Annotated in this window: 17 protein-coding genes and 5 tRNA genes (1 of these 22 cut by a window edge); 9 read left to right on the top strand and 13 right to left on the bottom strand. The window is 44.5% G+C overall.

Going from position 1 to position 18,906, the window contains the following annotated elements:
- Both H7F27_RS19920 and H7F27_RS19915 read left to right on the top strand, forming a co-directional pair.
- A protein-coding gene (locus H7F27_RS19920) for a SulP family inorganic anion transporter (RefSeq protein WP_101860246.1) crosses the window boundary here: on the top strand, window positions 1–1,227 show its 3' portion. It extends 207 nt beyond the left edge of the window; the window shows 1,227 of its 1,434 coding nt (coding positions 208–1,434); its start codon lies beyond the left edge, outside the window; it ends in the stop codon at window positions 1,225–1,227.
- Window positions 1,228–1,372: 145 nt separating this feature from the next.
- Window positions 1,373–2,293, top strand: a complete 921-nt coding sequence (locus H7F27_RS19915; RefSeq protein ID WP_081638220.1) for a bile acid:sodium symporter family protein — start codon at window positions 1,373–1,375, stop codon at window positions 2,291–2,293.
- Between the two features lie 9 nt (window positions 2,294–2,302).
- On the opposite strand, the gene H7F27_RS19910 is transcribed toward H7F27_RS19915, so the two are convergent.
- The 13 genes from H7F27_RS19910 to H7F27_RS19850 all read right to left on the bottom strand — a co-directional run bounded on the left by H7F27_RS19910 (window position 2,303) and on the right by H7F27_RS19850 (window position 16,740).
- Window positions 2,303–3,055 (bottom strand): alpha/beta hydrolase, encoded by a 753-nt coding sequence (locus H7F27_RS19910; protein WP_024120015.1) that lies wholly within the window; start codon window positions 3,053–3,055, stop codon window positions 2,303–2,305.
- Complete coding sequence (feuC, locus tag H7F27_RS19905) at window positions 3,052–4,062, bottom strand: iron ABC transporter permease FeuC (protein WP_185848348.1); 1,011 nt, start codon at window positions 4,060–4,062, stop codon at window positions 3,052–3,054. The genes H7F27_RS19910 and feuC overlap by 4 nt, the downstream gene beginning before the upstream one ends.
- Complete coding sequence (locus H7F27_RS19900; RefSeq protein WP_024120017.1) at window positions 4,055–5,059, bottom strand: FecCD family ABC transporter permease; 1,005 nt, start codon at window positions 5,057–5,059, stop codon at window positions 4,055–4,057. Before H7F27_RS19900 ends, feuC begins: the two co-directional genes overlap by 8 nt.
- Window positions 5,060–5,077: 18 nt before the next feature.
- A complete protein-coding gene (feuA, locus tag H7F27_RS19895; RefSeq protein ID WP_024120018.1) occupies window positions 5,078–6,031 on the bottom strand; it encodes an iron ABC transporter substrate-binding protein FeuA in 954 nt (317 codons plus the stop codon).
- Window positions 6,032–6,120: 89 nt separating this feature from the next.
- Window positions 6,121–7,701, bottom strand: a complete 1,581-nt coding sequence (locus H7F27_RS19890; protein ID WP_185848960.1) for a bacillibactin transport transcriptional regulator Btr — start codon at window positions 7,699–7,701, stop codon at window positions 6,121–6,123.
- A 203-nt stretch (window positions 7,702–7,904) separates the two neighbouring features.
- The gene (locus tag H7F27_RS19885; RefSeq protein WP_101860243.1) at window positions 7,905–9,149 is read right to left on the bottom strand and encodes an exo-beta-N-acetylmuramidase NamZ family protein; all 1,245 of its coding nucleotides are present in this window, start codon (window positions 9,147–9,149) and stop codon (window positions 7,905–7,907) included.
- A 13-nt stretch (window positions 9,150–9,162) separates the two neighbouring features.
- A complete protein-coding gene (locus H7F27_RS19880) occupies window positions 9,163–11,091 on the bottom strand; it encodes a glycoside hydrolase family 3 protein (protein ID WP_101860242.1) in 1,929 nt (642 codons plus the stop codon).
- A gap of 22 nt (window positions 11,092–11,113) precedes the next feature.
- Window positions 11,114–12,451, bottom strand: a complete 1,338-nt coding sequence (gene pbp4b / locus H7F27_RS19875) for a penicillin binding protein PBP4B (RefSeq protein WP_101860241.1) — start codon at window positions 12,449–12,451, stop codon at window positions 11,114–11,116.
- Between the two features lie 54 nt (window positions 12,452–12,505).
- Complete coding sequence (locus tag H7F27_RS19870; protein WP_101860240.1) at window positions 12,506–13,873, bottom strand: PTS transporter subunit EIIC; 1,368 nt, start codon at window positions 13,871–13,873, stop codon at window positions 12,506–12,508.
- A 25-nt stretch (window positions 13,874–13,898) separates the two neighbouring features.
- The gene (locus H7F27_RS19865; protein ID WP_024120024.1) at window positions 13,899–14,750 is read right to left on the bottom strand and encodes a MurR/RpiR family transcriptional regulator; all 852 of its coding nucleotides are present in this window, start codon (window positions 14,748–14,750) and stop codon (window positions 13,899–13,901) included.
- A gap of 15 nt (window positions 14,751–14,765) precedes the next feature.
- Window positions 14,766–15,680 (bottom strand): N-acetylmuramic acid 6-phosphate etherase, encoded by a 915-nt coding sequence (gene murQ / locus H7F27_RS19860; protein WP_101860239.1) that lies wholly within the window; start codon window positions 15,678–15,680, stop codon window positions 14,766–14,768.
- Between the two features lie 110 nt (window positions 15,681–15,790).
- Entirely contained in the window at window positions 15,791–16,273 is a 483-nt protein-coding gene (locus H7F27_RS19855; RefSeq protein ID WP_101860238.1) for a GNAT family N-acetyltransferase, read from the bottom strand.
- Between the two features lie 11 nt (window positions 16,274–16,284).
- Window positions 16,285–16,740, bottom strand: coding sequence for a 2-thiouracil desulfurase family protein (locus H7F27_RS19850; protein ID WP_101860237.1), 456 nt, complete (start codon window positions 16,738–16,740; stop codon window positions 16,285–16,287).
- A 181-nt stretch (window positions 16,741–16,921) separates the two neighbouring features.
- Between H7F27_RS19850 and H7F27_RS19845 the strand changes: the two genes are divergently transcribed.
- From H7F27_RS19845 to rsiW, 7 genes are all read left to right on the top strand, one after another.
- A tRNA-Glu gene (locus H7F27_RS19845) sits at window positions 16,922–16,996 on the top strand.
- 3 nt (window positions 16,997–16,999) lie between these two features.
- Window positions 17,000–17,075: transfer RNA gene (locus H7F27_RS19840), tRNA-Val, on the top strand.
- Between the two features lie 4 nt (window positions 17,076–17,079).
- Window positions 17,080–17,152, top strand: a tRNA-Thr gene (locus H7F27_RS19835).
- A 19-nt stretch (window positions 17,153–17,171) separates the two neighbouring features.
- A tRNA-Tyr gene (locus H7F27_RS19830) sits at window positions 17,172–17,256 on the top strand.
- A 4-nt stretch (window positions 17,257–17,260) separates the two neighbouring features.
- Window positions 17,261–17,332: transfer RNA gene (locus tag H7F27_RS19825), tRNA-Gln, on the top strand.
- Window positions 17,333–17,562: 230 nt separating this feature from the next.
- Window positions 17,563–18,126: an RNA polymerase sigma factor SigW gene (sigW, locus tag H7F27_RS19820; protein WP_010332813.1), complete on the top strand. Its 564-nt coding sequence runs from the start codon at window positions 17,563–17,565 to the stop codon at window positions 18,124–18,126.
- A gap of 13 nt (window positions 18,127–18,139) precedes the next feature.
- Complete coding sequence (gene rsiW / locus H7F27_RS19815; RefSeq protein ID WP_059292084.1) at window positions 18,140–18,766, top strand: anti-sigma-W factor RsiW; 627 nt, start codon at window positions 18,140–18,142, stop codon at window positions 18,764–18,766.
- The last annotated feature ends 140 nt before the right edge of the window (window positions 18,767–18,906 follow it).

Below are 18,906 nucleotides of genomic sequence, written 5' to 3'. Positions count from 1 at the left end.
GCGACTGGTTCGATGGCTGTTGTGATGGTGTCGCTGGTTGCCGATTACGGGCTTCAGTATTTATTTGCGGCCACCATTTTGACAGGTGTTATTCAGGTGATCTTAGGCATCAGTAAAATTGCGAGATTAATGAAATTCATTCCTCGTTCTGTGATGATCGGGTTTGTGAATGCGCTGGCGATTCTGATTTTTTCTGCGCAGCTGCCTCAATTTGAAGGTGCATCTTGGAGCATGTATGCGATGCTTGCCGGATCATTGGTTATTATTTATGTACTGCCGAGGTTTACGACTGCGGTGCCATCTCCGCTTGTCGCAATTATTGTGATGACGATTATTGCGGTCACATTCCATGTGGATGTGCGGACGGTTGGAGATATGGGCAATATCTCTAGTTCATTGCCTCATTTTCTAATACCTGATGTTCCGTTTACCTTCGAAACGCTCAAAATTATTTTTCCTTATTCCATTGCTTTGGCGTTTGTCGGTTTGCTTGAATCTTTGCTGACAGCACAGATTATTGATGAAATGACGGATACGGACAGTGATAAAAATAAAGAGAGCCGCGGACAGGGAATCGCGAATATCGTCACTGGATTTTTTGGCGGTATGGCGGGCTGCGCTATGATCGGACAATCTGTTATTAATACAAAAGCGGGCGGCCGCGGACGGTTATCAGCCTTTGTTGCCGGTGCTTTTCTTATGTTTTTAATTGCCGTTTTGAGTCATGTTGTTGTAAACATTCCGATGGCTGCGTTAGTGGCTGTTATGGTTATGGTATCTGTCGGCACATTTGATTGGTCTTCTTTAAAAGGCTTGAAAAAAGCGCCGATTACAGATTCAATTGTAATGGTTGTGACAGTGATTACGGTTGTCGTGACGGATGACTTATCGAAAGGCGTATTCGTCGGTGTTCTGTTAAGTGCCGTATTCTTCGTAGCCAAAATCTCGAAGCTGAAGATCGTTTCTCATGCAGAAGATCAAAAGCTGAGAACGTATCAAGTGAAGGGACAGATCTTTTTTGCGTCAGTAACTGATCTTACGAATGCGTTTATTTATCAAGAGGATATCGAGCGAGTTGTCATTGACTTGACCGATGCTCACATATGGGATGATTCAGGAGCGGCTGCGCTTGATAAAATTGTTGCGAAGTTTAAAGAGCAAGGAATTGAAGCTGAATTAAAGGGGCTGAATAATGCAAGTAAAGCCCTTATGAAACAGATGGCATAAAAGTATGAAAGTCCAGATTGATGAGATCTGGGCTTTTTTATATAACATATGGTTGAACTGCATTGATATAATAGAGAGAAAGAAATTTTTAATAGGGGACTTGTATATGATGCTTCAGAAGCTGAACCGTGTATTGGGGAAAGTCATGCCGCTTTTGACACCGACTAGTGTTGTGCTTGGCGTGCTGCTGTCTCAGTTTTTAAATGGATATGAAAGCGCAGTGCCTTGGATATTTGCTTTTATTACGTTTGCGGGCAGCTTGAGCGCGAACTTTCAGTCTTTAAGACACGCCTTGGCGCATCCTCTTCCTATGATTCTTGCATTATTTGTTCTTCATATTTTTATGCCGCTTTTCGCCTGGGGCAGCGGACATCTCATATTTCAAGGTGATCCATTAACGATCACGGGTTTGACATTAGCTGTTGTCATCCCTACAGGAATTACGAGCTTGATTTGGGCTGCAATGTACAAAGGAAATGTTGGTTTGACGCTTTCTATCATATTGATTGATACCGTGCTGTCGCCGTTAATCGTTCCGCTGAGTCTTTCTGTGCTGGCCGGTGCCCAGGTTCACATGGATATCTGGGGAATGATGAAGGGTCTGATTGTGATGGTAGTGATTCCTTCATTCCTGGGCATGCTGTTTAATCAGATGTCATCTCCAGAAAGAACCGCGGCGTTGAGCAGTACGCTGTCTCCCTTTTCAAAGCTGTGCCTGATGGCCGTGATTGCGATTAACAGCTCTGCGATAGCTCCTTATTTCAAAGCGATTGATTTAAGATTTTTAGGGATTGCTGTCACTGTTTTTTGTATCGCGTTAACCGGGTATGCTGCGGCGTGGTTTATCGGAAAAATGATGAAAAGGCGGCAGGAGGAAATTGTCTCTCTTATTTTTACGGGAGGCATGAGGAATATCAGTGCCGGCGCTGTTCTTGCCGTCACTTTCTTTCCGTCTCAGGTGGCTGTTCCGGTTGTGATTGGCATGCTGTTTCAGCAAATCCTGGCTGCCTTGTTCGGCTATATGCTGAACCGTTTCGAATTAAAACCGGTCTTGCAGAAGGCATGAAAAAACCGCTCATATGTTGGAGCGGTTTTTTCCGTATAGCCATTCCAGCACATTGATAAATTGTTTGCAGAAATGCTTGCGGTGATGCACCGCCCCTTTTTCAATGACGAGGCACAGCTGATCTTGAGTGAACCCTTTTTCTATTAGGCTCTCGTGCACGTATTTTGTTTTTTGGAGCATCGTCTGCTGAATCGATTGTTTTCCGGCGCCTTCTTCACTGCCGACAGACATAAAAATACGCGTTGAACCCGCTCTTACAGAGGAAGTATAGATAGTTTCTGCTGCGTTCTCGTACCAGTATGAACTTGAGAGAGATCCTATTTTTCCAAATAATGATGAATGTCTCAGAAAGGCGAACATTGAGATGAGGCCGCCTAATGAGGCGCCGATCATACCTCTGGATTGAGCCCTTCTGGAGACATTCCAATTTTCTTCCACAAACGGAATGAGCCGGTTTGTTATTTCAGAAAGATAGTCAGCCCCCTTACCGCCGAAGTCTGGAAACTGATCACTGAGTGATGCTGCGGGCCAAGGAGTGTACTCGTCGAGCCGATTTTTAGCCTCTATGCCGATCAGAACGAGCTCAGGCACCCTGTTTTGATGAAACCTGTTTTCTATCAATTCTAGTTGATCTTGAAACAAAGAACCGCCATCCTGTACGTAAACAGAAGGAAATGCCCTGCTGTCCGTACTGTAGGAAGGAGGAAGATACAGCTTGAACATCCTGTCGCCTGCCTTATGTTCTGATAAAGATCCGTTCAAACATTCTCCCCCTTTTTTTGCTTGAAAAGCAGGTATAAGAAATACGGAACACCGAGTATCGCCAAAATAATGCCGGCTGGCACTTCTGCGGGCTGGAAAAACAGTTTTCCGGCAAAGTCTGCGCTCAATACAAGCAGCATGCCGATCAAACCGCTCAAAGGCAAAATATAGCGGTGTTCGACACCGGCCAATCTCCGGGAAATATGAGGCGCGATTAAGCCGACAAATGCCATGCTTCCCGCTACAGAGACACAGGCGCTAATGATGGCGACACAGGCGACGAGCAGAATGGTTTTTTCTTTATTTGACGAAATGCCAAGGCTTCTGACCGTGTCTTCGTCAAAGCGGATGGTATCGAGCAAACGAGACTTGGCCAGAAGAATCGGAATAAACAGCAGCATCCACGGAAGAATAGCTGTGATATATGTCCAGTTTGCCGACCAGATGCTGCCGTTTTTCCATACCATGGCCATTTCATAATCTTGCGGGTCCATTTTTAATGATAAAAACAAAGACAAGGCGCTGAAGCCTGAATTAATCGCGATTCCTACCAGAATAATTCTGCCTGAATCTAAATTGCCTCTGTTCCAAGCGAATATGTAAATCATGACTGCAGCAGCCAGTCCGCCGATCAGGCCGAAAAACGGCATTCCCATTGCCGCGACAATCGAAGTTACTTCTTTCTGGCCTTGGAACAACAGCATAAACGCCACAATGCCTGCCCCTGCTCCCGCATTGATTCCCAATATTCCCGGGTCTGCAAGACCGTTTCGTGTGATGGCCTGAATGACAGCTCCTGCTATGCCAAGTCCGAGTCCGATAATGGCTGCCATGACAATTCGCGGCAGTCTTAAGTCAAATAGCAAAACTTCATACTGCGGATTGGGATTGATCTGAAAAAGAGTGGAGAGCAGCTCTGTCGGACGAACAGAAAACGATCCGCTGGTCATGCTGAAATAGCTGACGACAAGAATCAATACGATTAACACTGCATATTTTTTAGCCATTTTGCTCTCCTCCTTTTCGTTTGATCAAATAAAGGAAGAAAGGAACGCCGATAATAGAAGTCACAACCTCAATCGGTGTTTCAAATGGATAATTGATAAATCTGCTGGCGAGATCGCACAGCGTTAAAAAGACGCCGCCCAAGATGCAGGAACAAGGAATCAGTCTGTTATAATCTGAGCCGACGAGAAATCTCGTGATATGCGGAACGACTAAACCGACAAACGCAATTTTTCCGGCAAGCGCTACGGCACTTCCGGTTAAAATGATGACAGAGATCATTGCCATGATTTTGATCGTTTTTTTCTTTTGGCCCAAACTCTTAGAGATATCGTCGCCTAGTGATACAGCGGTCACCTTTTTGCTGAGAGAAACAGCTATGACGATACCCGCCAGGAAAAATGGAACGGCAAGCTTTAGAAAGTCGGGGCTCATTTGATGAAGTCTGGCGCTGTACCAGAAACTCAGATCCTGTGAAATTTGAAAATAGATCGATATGGCAGCCGCTAAACTATTAAGCAGCATGCTTGTGACTGTGCCAATGATGGCTAGCTGTACGGGCGTAAACCCGTTAGGCAGCATTGTTGCCAGGCCGAATACCAATGCAGCTCCAAATGCGGAGCCGATAAAAGAGTAAATAATCATTTCAAGCGAAGATGATTGCGGAAGCAGAACCATACAAAGCGTGATGATAAACGCGGAACCATCTGAAACACCCATAATTGAGGGCGATGCCAAATAATTGCGTGTGATGCCTTGCATGAGCGCTCCAGATACAGCAAGGGCTGCCCCAATGAGCAGAGCGCCGGCAGCCCTTGGAATCCGGGAATGCCATATGATTTGATGGTCTGTGTTTCCCGGATCAAAATGAAAAAGTGATGCAAAGACAATATCAGCATTAAGCTGCTTTGCGCCATAGAGGACGGAAAGCAGCAATGATAATGCAATAGCAAATGGAGAAGTAATCAAAATGATACGTGTCCACTGTTTTGAATACATACAAAAACCTACTCTAATTTAGTCTTGTGTTAATTTTTCAGATGCCGCTTTCAGGAAGCGGACTTTGCTCCAAGCCGTACCGCCTTGTGCAAGAGGATCAACTGAATTGACGTACACATGATCTTCTTTGACTGCTGTGAGGCTTTTCCAGATTGGATTTTTCTCTAAATCTTTTAATGCATCAGGTTTATCCGCATTTTCATCATCAGAAAATTGGACGAAAATGTGGTCAGGGTTCATTTCACTGAGTTTTTCTAATGAAATCAGCTCTTGCGCTTTTGCGGCTTTGACTTCATTCGGTGCTTTAAGGCCTAAGTCGCCATAAAGAGTTGAGTTGAAGTACACTTGTTCAGGATAAATGTAAATATTCCCTTGTCTGATTCTGATGACAAGCGTTTTTGAATCTTTTGCTTGTTTACTGATTTTCGTTTTTGTTTCTTTTAGATCCTGTTCATAGTCTGCAATGATTTTTTTCGCTTTTTTCTCTTTTCCAGTCAGCTGGGCTAGCAGCATCATATTTTCCTTCCAGTTTGATGAGATGTGTGAAACCGGAATGGTAGTGCCGGCCGTGCTTATTTTTTGCAGGGTTTTTTCAGGGAACTTTGTAGATGCCAGGATCACGTCTGGCTGCATTTCAAGAATTTTTTCAATGTTTGGCTCCATTTTTTCCCCTGTAGGTGTTGCTTTATCTGTGATGTCCTTGAACATTTCAGGGAATTTTCCGGAGAATGAGATTGCACCCTGCGGATGAACGTCCAGCAGTTTTGCGTCTTCCATGGATTCAACGCTTCCCGTAATGGCAATCTTATCTGTCGGTACGTTTACTTCGTACGTTTTATCCAAATACTCGATTTTCTTTTTCTCGGACTTTGTGCCGCTCGCTTTGCTCGCAGAGGATTCTTCCTTGCTGCCGCAAGCTGCCGCTGTGAGTGCGAGAAGCAAGATTAATAAGGTAAGAGATAGCTTTTTCATCTAAGTGCCTCCTGTTCAATTGATAACTATTATCAATTGGAATTATAGAGAATGAACAGACATAACACCATGGACAAATTCCATATTTATCATGGACTATCACCGGATAGCATAGAAATGGTTTGCTGAACAATCCGCTCGTGCCCGCAAGCCGAGTACTCATTCCATGGGTCTGAAGAGAGGTGATACACACGTCCGTTCCGCACTGCGCTTAGGTTTTGCCATATTTCCGACTGTTTTAATTGCTGATAATAAGCAATGGTTTCCGGCTCTTTAAAAAGAAAGAGCATGATACAGTCAGCTTGGCAATTTGTGATGTCTTCTAATGAAATCGCTTGTTCTGAAGGCGTGTCAGCCGGTTTGAACCCTAAATCTTCAAAGAAGACTTCGCGTACGCTGCGATTATGCGCCATATAAAAGCGCTGCTTATGCAGACGAAGAAAGAGATAACGAAACTCTTGGGCGTGCAGCAATGTCTTTTTAGCGGCAGCCGTCTGCTTATCATAGGCTGCGAGCCACTTTTCAGCTTCCGATTCTTCCTTTAAAAACGAGGCGGTGTGCAGAAAGTGTGCTCTCCAGTTTTCTTCTGCAGGAAGGTAACATACTTCTGCAATGCTGTTCAGGCGCTTTTGTTCTTCTGAAGAAACAGAATCCATGCTGAAAATGATATCGGGTTCAGCTTGGGACAACGTCTGCAGGTTTTCCTCCCATTTTTCATTAAACCGGTATGCGCTGAGCTGTACTGGAATATCTGCTGAATAATGCTGATAATAGTAAGCCGTCCATTTTGGATGGAGTGCGGCTGCAAACGGTATGTGATGCAGAGGAATGAGCTGTCCCATTGTTCCCTTTCCATAGGCGGCTAGTTTTTGCCTGCGTTTTTTCATATAGCTTGTAGGTGAAGAACCTGTGTGCTTTTTAAAGATTCTGCTGAAATAAAATTCATCTTGATAGCCGGTTTGATGGGCGATTTCTTTCAGTTTACAGTTGGATCTTGCCATAAGCCGCTTTGCTCGGGTAATCCGAGTTTTTGTAATGAATTCTGTTACGCTCTGGCCTGTCCATTTTTTAAAGGTTTCGCTGTAATGCTTGGCGCTGATTCCTGCCATTTTTGAGAGCTGGGCAAGTGTAATTTTTGTATCGGCATGAGTTTCAATGTAATGTTTTGTTTTTTCAATCGCAGATTGTGTATCGTTTTGATCGGATACATTAGCTGTGAATAGATCATAAATCAGGCTTTGAACCTCTATCACACATTTTAATTGAGAAAGCTGAGCTGATTCTGTCCATATTTCTGCAAGTTCTTGAAGCCGGGCTGAAAGGTTTTCGATATGTGAAACATTCACAAGGTTTAGACTGGATAAATCAGTTTCAGTGCATGGTTTTAAGAGATCTTGCCGGGTTTCCGCTGTATAGCAGTGAAGTCTGATCAGACACACATCTATATTTCTCTCTTCTGCAGGTGTAATGCCGAATGTCTCATGAGGCGGACAAACATACAGTGTCTTTTTTTGGAGAGGAGCGGTTCTTGTTCCGATAGAAATATGTCCATCTCCTTTTAAATGAAAGATCAGTACGAATGAGTCGGCCAATTGCTGTTCTGAGAAGAGATCACTCGTTTTCTTCATATATTCAATTTGTACCGGATGATAAATCATTGAGTTTTGCAAGGAGAAGACCACCTTTTCAGAAACGCTTGCTTAATTGATAATCATTTTCAATAAGATTGTACCAAATAAATGAAAGTTTTCCTATATAAAGCGTGTTGTTTTTGGATTTAAAAAACCCTTGCCGCAATGTGCGGGCAAGGGAAAATGACCATGCTTTTGTTGGGTAAGAAAATGTTACACGTGTAACATACCATTCTTAAGTCTTAATATAGGAGATATTGTTTTCTGGTTTTATTGAATTGCTTCAGCTGTTTTTGATAGGTGTCAATGATTTCATCAATTGAAGCACCGTTCTCGATTTTTGTTCTAACCCAGCCGTTGCCTGCCAATTTATCAAATGAGCCAGACGCTAGGAACTGAAAATCATCAGGATAGAGGTCATGTATCATTTTAATAAGCGACAGTCCTGTTTTAACCGCTTCAAATTTTTCTCTGTCCGTAATATAGAGCTGCACGCCGTGGCAAAGTGTTCCTTGATGTTTAGAGAACGTTGGAGTGAAGGAGGAAGCTCTGAACGTAACGCCAGGCAGATGAAGACTGTTCATTTTTTCTGCAAGCTCTGTGCTTGTGATAAAGGGAGCCCCGATCAACTCGAATGGCTTAGTCGTTCCCCGCCCTTCAGATACATTTGTTCCTTCAATTAACCCTGTTGCAGGGTATACAAATGTGCTCTCTGCGGTTGGCATGTTCGGTGAAGGGAGGACGAAAGGCAGTCTGGTTTCGTCAAAATCCATAGAGCGTTTCCAGTGCTTCATTTTTACGACTGACACATCAGCATTAATATTAAATTCCTTGTTGAATAGTAAAGCCAATTCTCCAATGGTCATCCCGTGCTTTAACGGAATGGGATAGAGTCCGACAAAGGATGCGTACTCGGGCTCCAGCACTGGTCCTTCAACCTTTTTTCCGCCTTGGGGATTCGGGCGGTCCAGCACGATAAAAGGAATTCCGTTTTCTTTAGCGGCTTCCATTGCATAAGCCATTGTATAAATGTACGTATAGTAACGAGTCCCGACGTCCTGGATGTCAAATAGAAGAACATCGACATTTTTCAGCATATCAGGAGTGGGTTTTTTCGTTTTTCCGTAAAGGCTGTATACGGGAACCCCGGTTTTTTCGTCAATGTAAGAGCCTACTTCGTCTCCTGCCTGAGCGTCGCCGCGAACGCCGTGCTCGGGCCCGAATAAAGCTGTCAGCTGTATATCGGGGTCTTCGTAAAGAATATCTACGCTGCTTTTAAGGGATACACTCACACCTGTTGGATTGGTAATCAGTCCAACTCTTTTTCCCATTAGCTGCTTTTTGTGTCGTGACAAGAGGATATCAATGCCGGTCTGGACTTTAGGTTTTTTTGCTGTTTGTTTTTCTGAATTAGGCGAAGCTGAGGCAGCCGTCATTGTCCCGAACATCATAAGCCCTGCGAGAAGAACCAATACCGTTTTCTTCATATGCTCCTCCTTATTAAAGCGGTTTTCCCGTTTTGATGTTTACTCCATAGCCAAATGGATAAAGGATGTCTCCCGGTTTTGTGACGGATGGAATGTCGACTGGCAGCGTGCCCTTTGGCTTTGATTGTCCGAAGATCGCTTTAACGCCGGCCGGAATATTCGGCTGAAGATAACGCCCGTTTGCATATCCTTTAAAACCATAGACGGCAATCAAAGCACTTGCTTCTTCGAAATTGGCGGCATCATATGGATTGCGCAGACTCATTAAGACAAATTGCTTTTTGTGCTGCAGTGCGGCATTCATGACAGCTCTCGGAAAAGCGGTGGCCCATTTGCTTGAATCTGTTACCGTGTCGTCGATGACACCGTCGTTGACGACAGGGTCATTTTTTACAACGTAAGAGCCTGTAATAATATAATCAGCTTCTTTTACTTGTTTTTCATGCTCAGCATTAAATACCTTTTCTGCAAAGTTGATTTTGTTAAGAGAAACAGATTTGATTTTTTTTCGCTGCACTAAATCGTGAATGGTTTTTTCAATGGATGCTGTTTGTTCCTCGTAAGGTGCGGCAATTAAAACTCGGCTGCCTTTTTTGGGTTTGAACGGCAAGGTATGCTGATCATTTTTTAATACTGTCACTGCCTTTTCAGCGATTTTTTGCTCTGTCTTCGTATGGTGTTTGCTTCCCACTGTTTTGAGTGCTTTCTTCACCTTTTTATCTATGTTGCTGTCATGCTGAGCGGGGTAAATACCGCGCTTTATTTTCAGGGAAATGATTCTTTCCACCGATTTGTTGATTTGCTGTAAGGGAATGTCTCCATTTTTAACAGCTTCTTTTAAGGAGTTAATCACGCTTGCCAATTTTTGTTCATCTTTTAAAGATGTAACTGAGGCAGGCATTAACGCGATATCAACACCAGCCTTTATGGCCATGACGACCGCCTCTTCCTGACCGAAATGATCTGCTATGGCTTTCATATTGAGAGCATCAGTGACGATTACACCGCCAAATCCCATTTCCTCCCGAAGCAGCCCGGTCATTACTTTCTTTGAAAGTGTAGCGGGAACCATAATATCTGATCCATCAAGCTTGCTTTTATATGTGGTGTCATCAAAGGCTGGGAATTGAACATGAGCTGTCATCACCATATCTGCTCCGGCATCAATCGCTTTTTGAAAAGGATAGAGTTCAACCTCACGAAGCCGTTCCTGGTTATGAGAAACGAGCGGCAGTCCATAATGGCTGTCAACGTCAGTGTCTCCATGTCCCGGGAAATGTTTAAGAGCAGAGGCGATATTTTGCCGTTGCAAACCTTTCATAGAATATAAACCGAGTCGTGCTGTCAGTTCACGATTAGAACTGAATGATCTCACACCGATCACGGGATTATCAGGGTTATTATTAATGTCCAAGACTGGGCTGAAATCTGTATTGATGCCTAAGACAGAAAGCTCTTTTCCAATCATGCTGCCGGTCTGATATGCATTGATTCTGCTTCTTGTTGCGCCAAGCGCCATATTGCCTGGGAAATTAGTGCCCTCCCCTAATCTCGTCACGATCCCGCCTTCTTGATCAATGCTGAGTAAGAGCGGAATCTTAGGGCTGGCCTTTTGATATGCGTCTGTCAGCCGTACCGTTTGTTCAGTTGTTTTTACATTTTCTGCAAATAGTATGACGCCGCCGAATTGATATTTCTTGATGAGGCCAGCGACTTCCTCATTCATTTTTGTGAAGGCTTGCGGAGAAGACTCACCTTCCTTTTTCCAGTTTCTGAAATCCGGCATCAGCATCTGGCCAAGTTTTTCATCTAACGTCATACGATCAACGATCTGCTTGGCATCATCTGAGCTGCGGGGTTTTGCTTCAGCTGTCTGACTGACACCGAGAAAACATGAAAGAAAAAGGACGGTGGAAAGGATAAGCGAAATGACAGGTTTCATAACAACTTCCTCCTATCGTCGATTATTTCATTGCTTCATAAATCGCGGTAATGACGCTTCCGTAACTGCCTGTTGAAAATTGGTCACCCTCAAACACGTTCGGATTTTCCGCTGGATCAGCGACAGGTGAATGCTTTTTATTTGTTAACAAAGCGATGCCTAAATTGTATGCCGGATCAATGATGGTAACCGTTCCTGTCCAGCCAGTATGTCCGTACGCATTTTCGCTTGCATAAGGGCCAAACATCCATTCCATGCTTTTACTGCCGTTTCGCCGCCATCCAAGGCCGAATGTCGGATCTGTAACTGATGGCGCCGTAAATAGGTCAGCTGTTTTCTGATCGAATAATGAAACGTTTCGGTACGTTCCTTTGTTTAACATGACTTGAAGCAGAATCGCCATATCATCAGCGTTTGAAAACAGTCCGGCGTGGCCCGAAACGCCTTCCATCGAATAGAAGGCTTTTTCGTCATGTACTTCTCCTTGCAGCGTGTCTGTGCGGATATGAGGGAAATGGATAACACCGTCTCGTGTATTGCCCATACGTTCAGTGGCTGCGAACTGTTTTGCTTTAAAGCCCTTTTGCAGCGGATTGTACAACGTATGTTTCAGCTTCAGCGGTTTGTAGAGCTCTTGTTCCGTATAGACATCAAGCGGTTTGCCGGTGAGTTTTTCGACAATACAGCCGAGAAGCATGTATCCAATGTCACTGTATACGTGTTTTGTTCCTGTTTCATAATCCAGCGGGATTTTCATCAAGTATTCAATGGTTTTCTCCCGCTCTTGCGAATAATACATTCCGGCTTTTTCCGGGCTGTAAAAGTAGAAGCTGGATGGAAGCCCTGATTGGTGCTGCAGGACATCAATGACACGAATGTTATCTTTCCCTTTGATGCGATCTGTAGGCTGATCCTTGAAATCAGGCAAATAAGCAGATACCTTTTCATAAACGTCGAGTTTGCCTTGGCTGACTAAGCGCTGTAAAGCAAAATTGGCCGCATACATTTTTGTGTTTGATGCCAAGTCAAACATCGTGCGGGTTTTCATTTTTGCCGGACGGCGCAACAGTTCAGCCCCGTCATATTTTTTACTGTAGCCGTATGCTTCTTTTTTGATCATACGGCCGTCCTTCACGACGACCAGAACGGCGCCGGGGAATCCTGCTGCAATGTCCCGTTCAATCATCTGATCAACCTTCCTTAGTTTCTTCGACGAAAACTGTGCAGTTTCTGGATTTATTGTTTTCGGCTCAACCTGGTTGTCTGCTTGATGAAGGGCGGTTTGTGCGAAGGCTTCGTTCGGCGTCAGAATGGACACGGTTAAAATAGCGCTGAGTAATGCTAATGTCTTCGTTCTCACAAGCTTGCTCCTTTCCGTGTTTCTATGCCGTTACTATTCCTAAAACGTCATCATTTAATCGAACTGGGCAGCCATTTCATCTTTATATCCGAAAGCGTAGGTCAATAAAAAGCCTGCCGCATAGGAAATAAAGAGACCAATGATATATAAGATGATTTGTGAAGGCAGCACCAGAAAAGAGAGCGGCAATCCGGAGACGCCGAGCGCAACTGTGGCTACCTGAAAATAAGCTTGAAAAGCTCCGCCGATACCCGCCCCTAAGCACGCTGTCAAAAACGGACGGCCAAGCGGCAGCGTTACACCGAATATAAGCGGTTCACCGATGCCGAGCAGTCCTGAAGGAAGACCCCCTGTGATCGCTTTTCTCAGCGTTTTTTTCTTTGTTTTAACGAAGATGGCGAAGGCTGCGCCCACTTGTCCCGCGCCTCCCATAGCAAGGATAGGGAGAAGCGGGTCATCACCAATCGAATTGATGAGTTCCATGTGCACCGGCGTCAGGCCTTGATGTAGCCCGGTTACAACGAGAGGGAGGAAGGTCGCGCCCAGAATAAAGCCTGCAGCGATTCCGCCGATGTCTAAGATGGACAGAAGACCGGATGTGATGATATCTGAAATGAACCCGCCTAAAGGCATGAAAACGACATACGTCAATATTCCAGTGATCAAAAGTGAAACTGTTGGCGTTACGATAATATCGAGTGATTGAGGAATAAAGCGGCGGACGAATTGTTCTGTGTAAGCAATGAATATAGCTGCGAATAGAACGCCGATGAGGCCTCCCCTGCCGGGAAGAAGCTGTTCTCCGAATAAGCTGATCTTTGCGATTTCCGGGTTAATGATCAGAATTCCTGCCAGAGCGCCGAGAGCGGGCGTCCCGCCAAATTCTTTTGACGCGTTAATGCCGACGAGAATGCCGAGATAAGTGAATAGGCCTGATCCGATGACTGTGAGGACAATAGCCGTTTGTGATTCTGCAGAGAGCCAGCCGGCTTGAATTACCGCTTTGGTAATTCCGGTAATTAAGCCTGAAGCGACCAGTGCGGGAATGAGAGGTATGAAGATGCTGGCTATTTTACGTAAAAAAAGCTTAAACGGGGTGGCGTTCTTACGATTGATATCGGATTTCTTTTTGACGGCGGCCTCTTTTAGATTAAAATCTTCTTCTGATGATACCAGCTTCGAAAAAGCGGCGGTGACATGATTAACGACACCAGTGCCGAGGATAATCTGCAGGGTTTCAGCTTCGACGACTCCAAGGACGCCATCAAGTTCTCTTAACGCCTTACTATCCGTTTTGCTGACATCGTAAGGCGTAATGCGCAAGCGGGTCATGCAATGCGTATAGGAAGAAATATTGGATTTCCCTCCGCATAGCTCAAGGATTTTTTCCGCCAGAGTATAGTAGTGTTTTTCTTTGCTCATACAAACCCCTCCCTTTCAAGATGCCTTATGTCTTTCTCATAGATTTGATTGCTTCTCTCGTTTTATCAATGCAGCCGACCGTTTCTTCATACTGCTCGGCCGCCATGCTTAAAAACAAAACATCAATCATAAAAAGCTGGGCGAGACGGGAGGAAGTGGCTGCGCTTCGAATCAGGGCCTCGTTGGAATGGGCTGTATATAATGAAACGTCGGATAATGCAGAGACGGAGGTTTGGCTGAATTGTGTGAGGCTGATGATTGTGACGCCTTTTTCCTTTGCCATCGAAAGCAGCTCGATGATTTCCTGTGTCTCACCTGAAAATGAAATGGCAAATACAATGTCTTTCTTATCTGCATTTGCGATTAAAGATGCCACAAGATGAGTGTCCGTGAAAGCAGTCGCCTGTTTATGAATTCGAAGCCATTTTTGCTGTGCATCCTTGGCGACAATTCCCGAGGCGCCCAGGCCGATGAAATGTACAGTGTTCGCTTGAAGCAGCAGAGAAACAGCGCGCTCAAGCTCTTGATAATCAATGAGATCTGAGGTGTCTTGAATTGCTTGAATAGCATTGCCGGCTGCTTTTTCAGAGATGGAAGGCAGCGATTCATGAGGAGCGATGTCCCGGTAGCCTTGAACAGCAGGTTTTGCCAGATCGCCCGCTACCCTCATTTTTAAATCCTGAAATCCTTTTAGTCCCAGTGACTTGCAGAGCCTGATGACGGCAGCGTCACTTGAATTAGCTAAGGCGCTGATTTCGCTGACTGTGCTTTCTATCGCTTTGTGGGGATGGGCTAATATGTAGTCCGCAAGCTTACGCTCTGATTGTGGCAGCTTGTGTTTCATTGATTGAATGATAGCTAAACCGCCTGTCGCCATTACTGTCTCTCCTTATCATGAATGGTAGTTTTCAATTGCTTTGTCTATAAAACCGTTCGCTTCATCAAGCAATGTCTTCGCTTTGTTTTGATCTGTGCTGGTTTTGAGCATAACAATTGCTGTTTTGACATGAAGATTCGCCTGTTCAAGTGTGTATTGCGCTTTCTCATAAGAAACGTCTGTAAGGCTTTGAATGATGCTGATGGCGCGTTCTTTTAGTTTTTTGTTGCTGACATTGACATCCACCATCAAGTTTTCGTAGACCTTGCCGATTTTGACCATTACAGCGGTGGATATCATGTTTAGAATCATTTTATGAGCGGTTGCGGCTTTCATACGTGTCGAGCCTGTAATGACTTCTGGCCCGACGACGACTTCAATGCTGTGATCAGCGTGTTTGCTGATGGCAGATTGACTGTTACAGGTAAGGGAGACGGTGTTTGCTCCGATTTTGCGGGCGTATTTCAGCGCACCTGCTGCATAAGGCGTACGGCCGCTTGCTGCAATCGCGATCACTGTATCGGCTGAGGTGAGATGGATGGATCGTAAATCCTCGGCCCCTGCTTCTTCATGATCTTCAATCCCCTCAGCCGCCTGCAAAAATGCGTTGGGACCGCCGGCCATTAATCCGATTACCTGATCAGGACTGACGCTGTAGGTCGGAGGACATTCAACTGCGTCCATCACACCGAGTCGGCCGCTAGTGCCTGCACCTGCGTAAATGAGCCGTCCGCCATTTTGAAAGGATTCATACGCGCATTCGACGGCTGCTTCGATATCGGGAAGGACACGCTGAACGGCGGCAGCGACTTTGATATCTTCATTGTTAATCATTTTTAAGATATCGAGGGTATTTGCTTTGTGTATTTCCGATGTTTGGCTATTGCGTGATTCCGTTGTAAGGCTGTGAAGATTCAATTGTTCTGACATGAGGATGCCCCCTGTGTAAAAATAAATATATCTCAATATTCAGTATATTCATTTCTGTTATGATATTTCAACTATCATTTTTAATTTTTGAAACTTTATTTCAAAAGAGGCTATAAGAAATAATGAAGTATCAGCTGTTCGCCAAGCGGCCCGATTTTTCGGCGTCCTTTATCAAGAAATCCGGTTTTCATATAAAGCTGCTTTGCACGGGTGTTCAGGTGATTGACGGCTAAAATGATTTCATCGCACCATGGGAAATACCCGTTAACAAAAGAGGGGAGCTGAAGCATGGCTTTTTTCGCATAGCCTTGTCCGTGGTGGGCAGAGTTTAATGATAAGGAACTGAGCAATAAAGCAAATGGATTGTTGGAATAGGGAGCAATGGTTTCTTTTGACGTATGTAGAATGAAAAAGCCTATTGGCAGATCACCTTTTAAGATGACAACCGGATAGCGCTCCTGAATGCTTAGGGCCTGGGTCAGCACCTCTTTAGGGAGAGCGGTAAAGCGTTTGTCATCATCGTGTAAAGTAAATGCGTAAAGCTCCGGCAAATGCTCAGGCTTATAGAAGGATAAAGAGATATCTTGCATCATGATGAGCCTCCTTACAATATGTCGTCTAACTGGTTTTCAGAAATTACACGGTACCCCGCTTGTTTTAATAGCGCGGCGGTTACTCCGTTTCCAGTGATTTTTTTGCCTGAAAATGAGCCATTATAGATGAAATTGCTTCCGCATGATGGGCTGTTTTCTTTCAATATGACGGCAGAGGCGTTGATTTCTTTTGCATAGGCCAATGTTTGGGCCGCGCCCTTCATATATAAATCTGTTACATCTTCTCCTGAAGACGTTATGATTTTCGCGGCTCCACTAAGAACATCCTCACCAGTGCCTCCGATGATTTCTGCTGGTTCTCGGGGAGTGGAGAAGCCGCCGAGAAGTTCAGGGCAAGCCATCACTGCTTGTTTTTCTTCAATCAGTTTTCGGATTTTCTCTGATGCGGCATGCGAACCGTTGTATCTGCATTCAATGCCGCCGAGGCAAGAGCTGACTAGTATCATATTGGTTTCTCCTCTCTTAATTCGATCTATATCTATCTTAAAATAAATGATAAATGGTAGGAGGCTTTTTCAGTTAAAAAAGGGGTTAAAAAGTTTGAAAATAAAAAATTTAAATTTCCTCTTTACAAAAGGGGGGGAACCTGTATATAATAACTTTTGTCAGCTCGACGAGAACACAAACGGCCCGTTGGTCAAGCGGTTAAGACACCGCCCTTTCACGGCGGTAACACGGGTTCGAATCCCGTACGGGTCACCATTTGGAGGATTAGCTCAGCTGGGAGAGCATCTGCCTTACAAGCAGAGGGTCGGCGGTTCGAGCCCGTCATCCTCCACCATCTTGCCGGTGTAGCTCAATTGGTAGAGCAACTGACTTGTAATCAGTAGGTTGGGGGTTCAAGTCCTCTTGCCGGCACTGTTTTTTTAAAAAATATGGAGGGGTAGCGAAGTGGCTAAACGCGGCGGACTGTAAATCCGCTCCCTCAGGGTTCGGCAGTTCGAATCTGCCCCCCTCCACCATCATTGGGCTATAGCCAAGCGGTAAGGCAACGGACTTTGACTCCGTCATGCGTTGGTTCGAATCCAGCTAGCCCAGTCACAGACACCTTTTGATCAAAGGTGTCTTTTTTCTTTTTGAAAAAATCATTCCAACTTCTAACTGTTCAGTCTGTATAATAATTTTAAAAATATGTTAAGGTAGTTTATTCACAAATTGCCATCTACACCCTGCCAAAAATTTGTTAAACTTATTTTATAAAAAAATTGAAACCTTTAGAAACGAAGCTCGTATACATACAGACCGGTGAAGGCAGAGGTTAGATAAATATGGAAATGATGATTAAAAAGAGAATTAAGCAAGTCAAAAAAGGCGATCAAAATGCATTTGCGGACATCGTAGATATTTACAAGGATAAAATTTATCAGCTTTGCTACCGTATGCTTGGCAATGTGCATGAGGCGGAAGATATCGCACAAGAGGCTTTCATCAGAGCGTACGTCAATATCGACAGTTTTGATATCAACCGGAAATTTTCAACTTGGCTTTATCGAATTGCGACCAACTTGACCATTGACCGCATTCGCAAAAAGAAGCCGGATTATTACCTCGATGCAGAAGTGGCGGGTACAGAAGGCTTGACGATGTATTCCCAAATCGCCGCAGATGGAGTTTTGCCTGAAGATGCAGTCGTATCGCTGGAGCTTTCACACACGATTCAGCAGAAAATATTAAAGCTTCCTGACAAATACAGAACTGTCATTGTATTAAAGTATATTGATGAACTCTCATTAATTGAAATCGGCGAGATTCTGAACATTCCTGTGGGGACTGTAAAAACGCGGATTCACAGAGGCAGAGAGGCTCTTAGAAAACAATTAAGGGATCTTTAAGTGGGGTGATGAAATGAGCTGTCCTGAACAAATTGTGCAGCTTATGCATATGCATCTTGATGGAGATATCCTTCCGAAAGATGAACAAGTATTAAAAGAACATCTGGAGGCATGCGAGGAATGCAGAAAGCATTTTTATGAGATGGAAAAATCCATTGCGCTCGTCCGGAGCACATCGCATGTCGAAGCCCCCGCCGATTTTACCGCTAACGTCATGGCAAAATTGCCTAAGGAGAAGAAAAGAGCTTCTGTGAAAAGATGGTTCAGATCCCATCCGGTTATCGCGGCTGCTGCGGTATTCATCATTTTGATGGGCGGAGGATTGTTAAACAGCTGGCACAATGACCACAACTTCAGCGTGTCGAAGCAGCCGAATCTGGTCGTGCAGAACAACACTGTGATCGTGCCTGAAGGTGAGACGGTCAAAGGTGATGTCACCGTCAAAAACGGCAAGCTGATTATTAAAGGGAAAATAGACGGGGATGTAACCGTTGTAAACGGAGAAAAGTATATGGCCTCTGCTGGACAAGTCACCGGTCAAATTGAGGAGATTAATCAATTATTCGACTGGACATGGTATAAAATGAAGTCTGCGGGGAAAAGTGTATTCAATGCATTAGATCCGAACGGAGAAGAGTAAAGCGTGTGGTGCGCTTTACTCTTTTTTTAGGTTCTCAAACGGCTGGCATATTTCACTTGCCAAAACGAAATGTGGTATAATGGGCTCGCTATGTAAAGTACATATGCGTAACACATTAAACTTCAAAATACGAAATGACT

Origin of the sequence: Bacillus sp. PAMC26543 (assembly GCF_014250375.1) — a bacterium.
GTDB classification, from domain to species: domain Bacteria; phylum Bacillota; class Bacilli; order Bacillales; family Bacillaceae; genus Bacillus; species Bacillus halotolerans.
The sequence above is the reverse complement of the archived record's forward strand: the minus strand, read 5'-3'. Positions and strand labels throughout refer to the sequence as shown.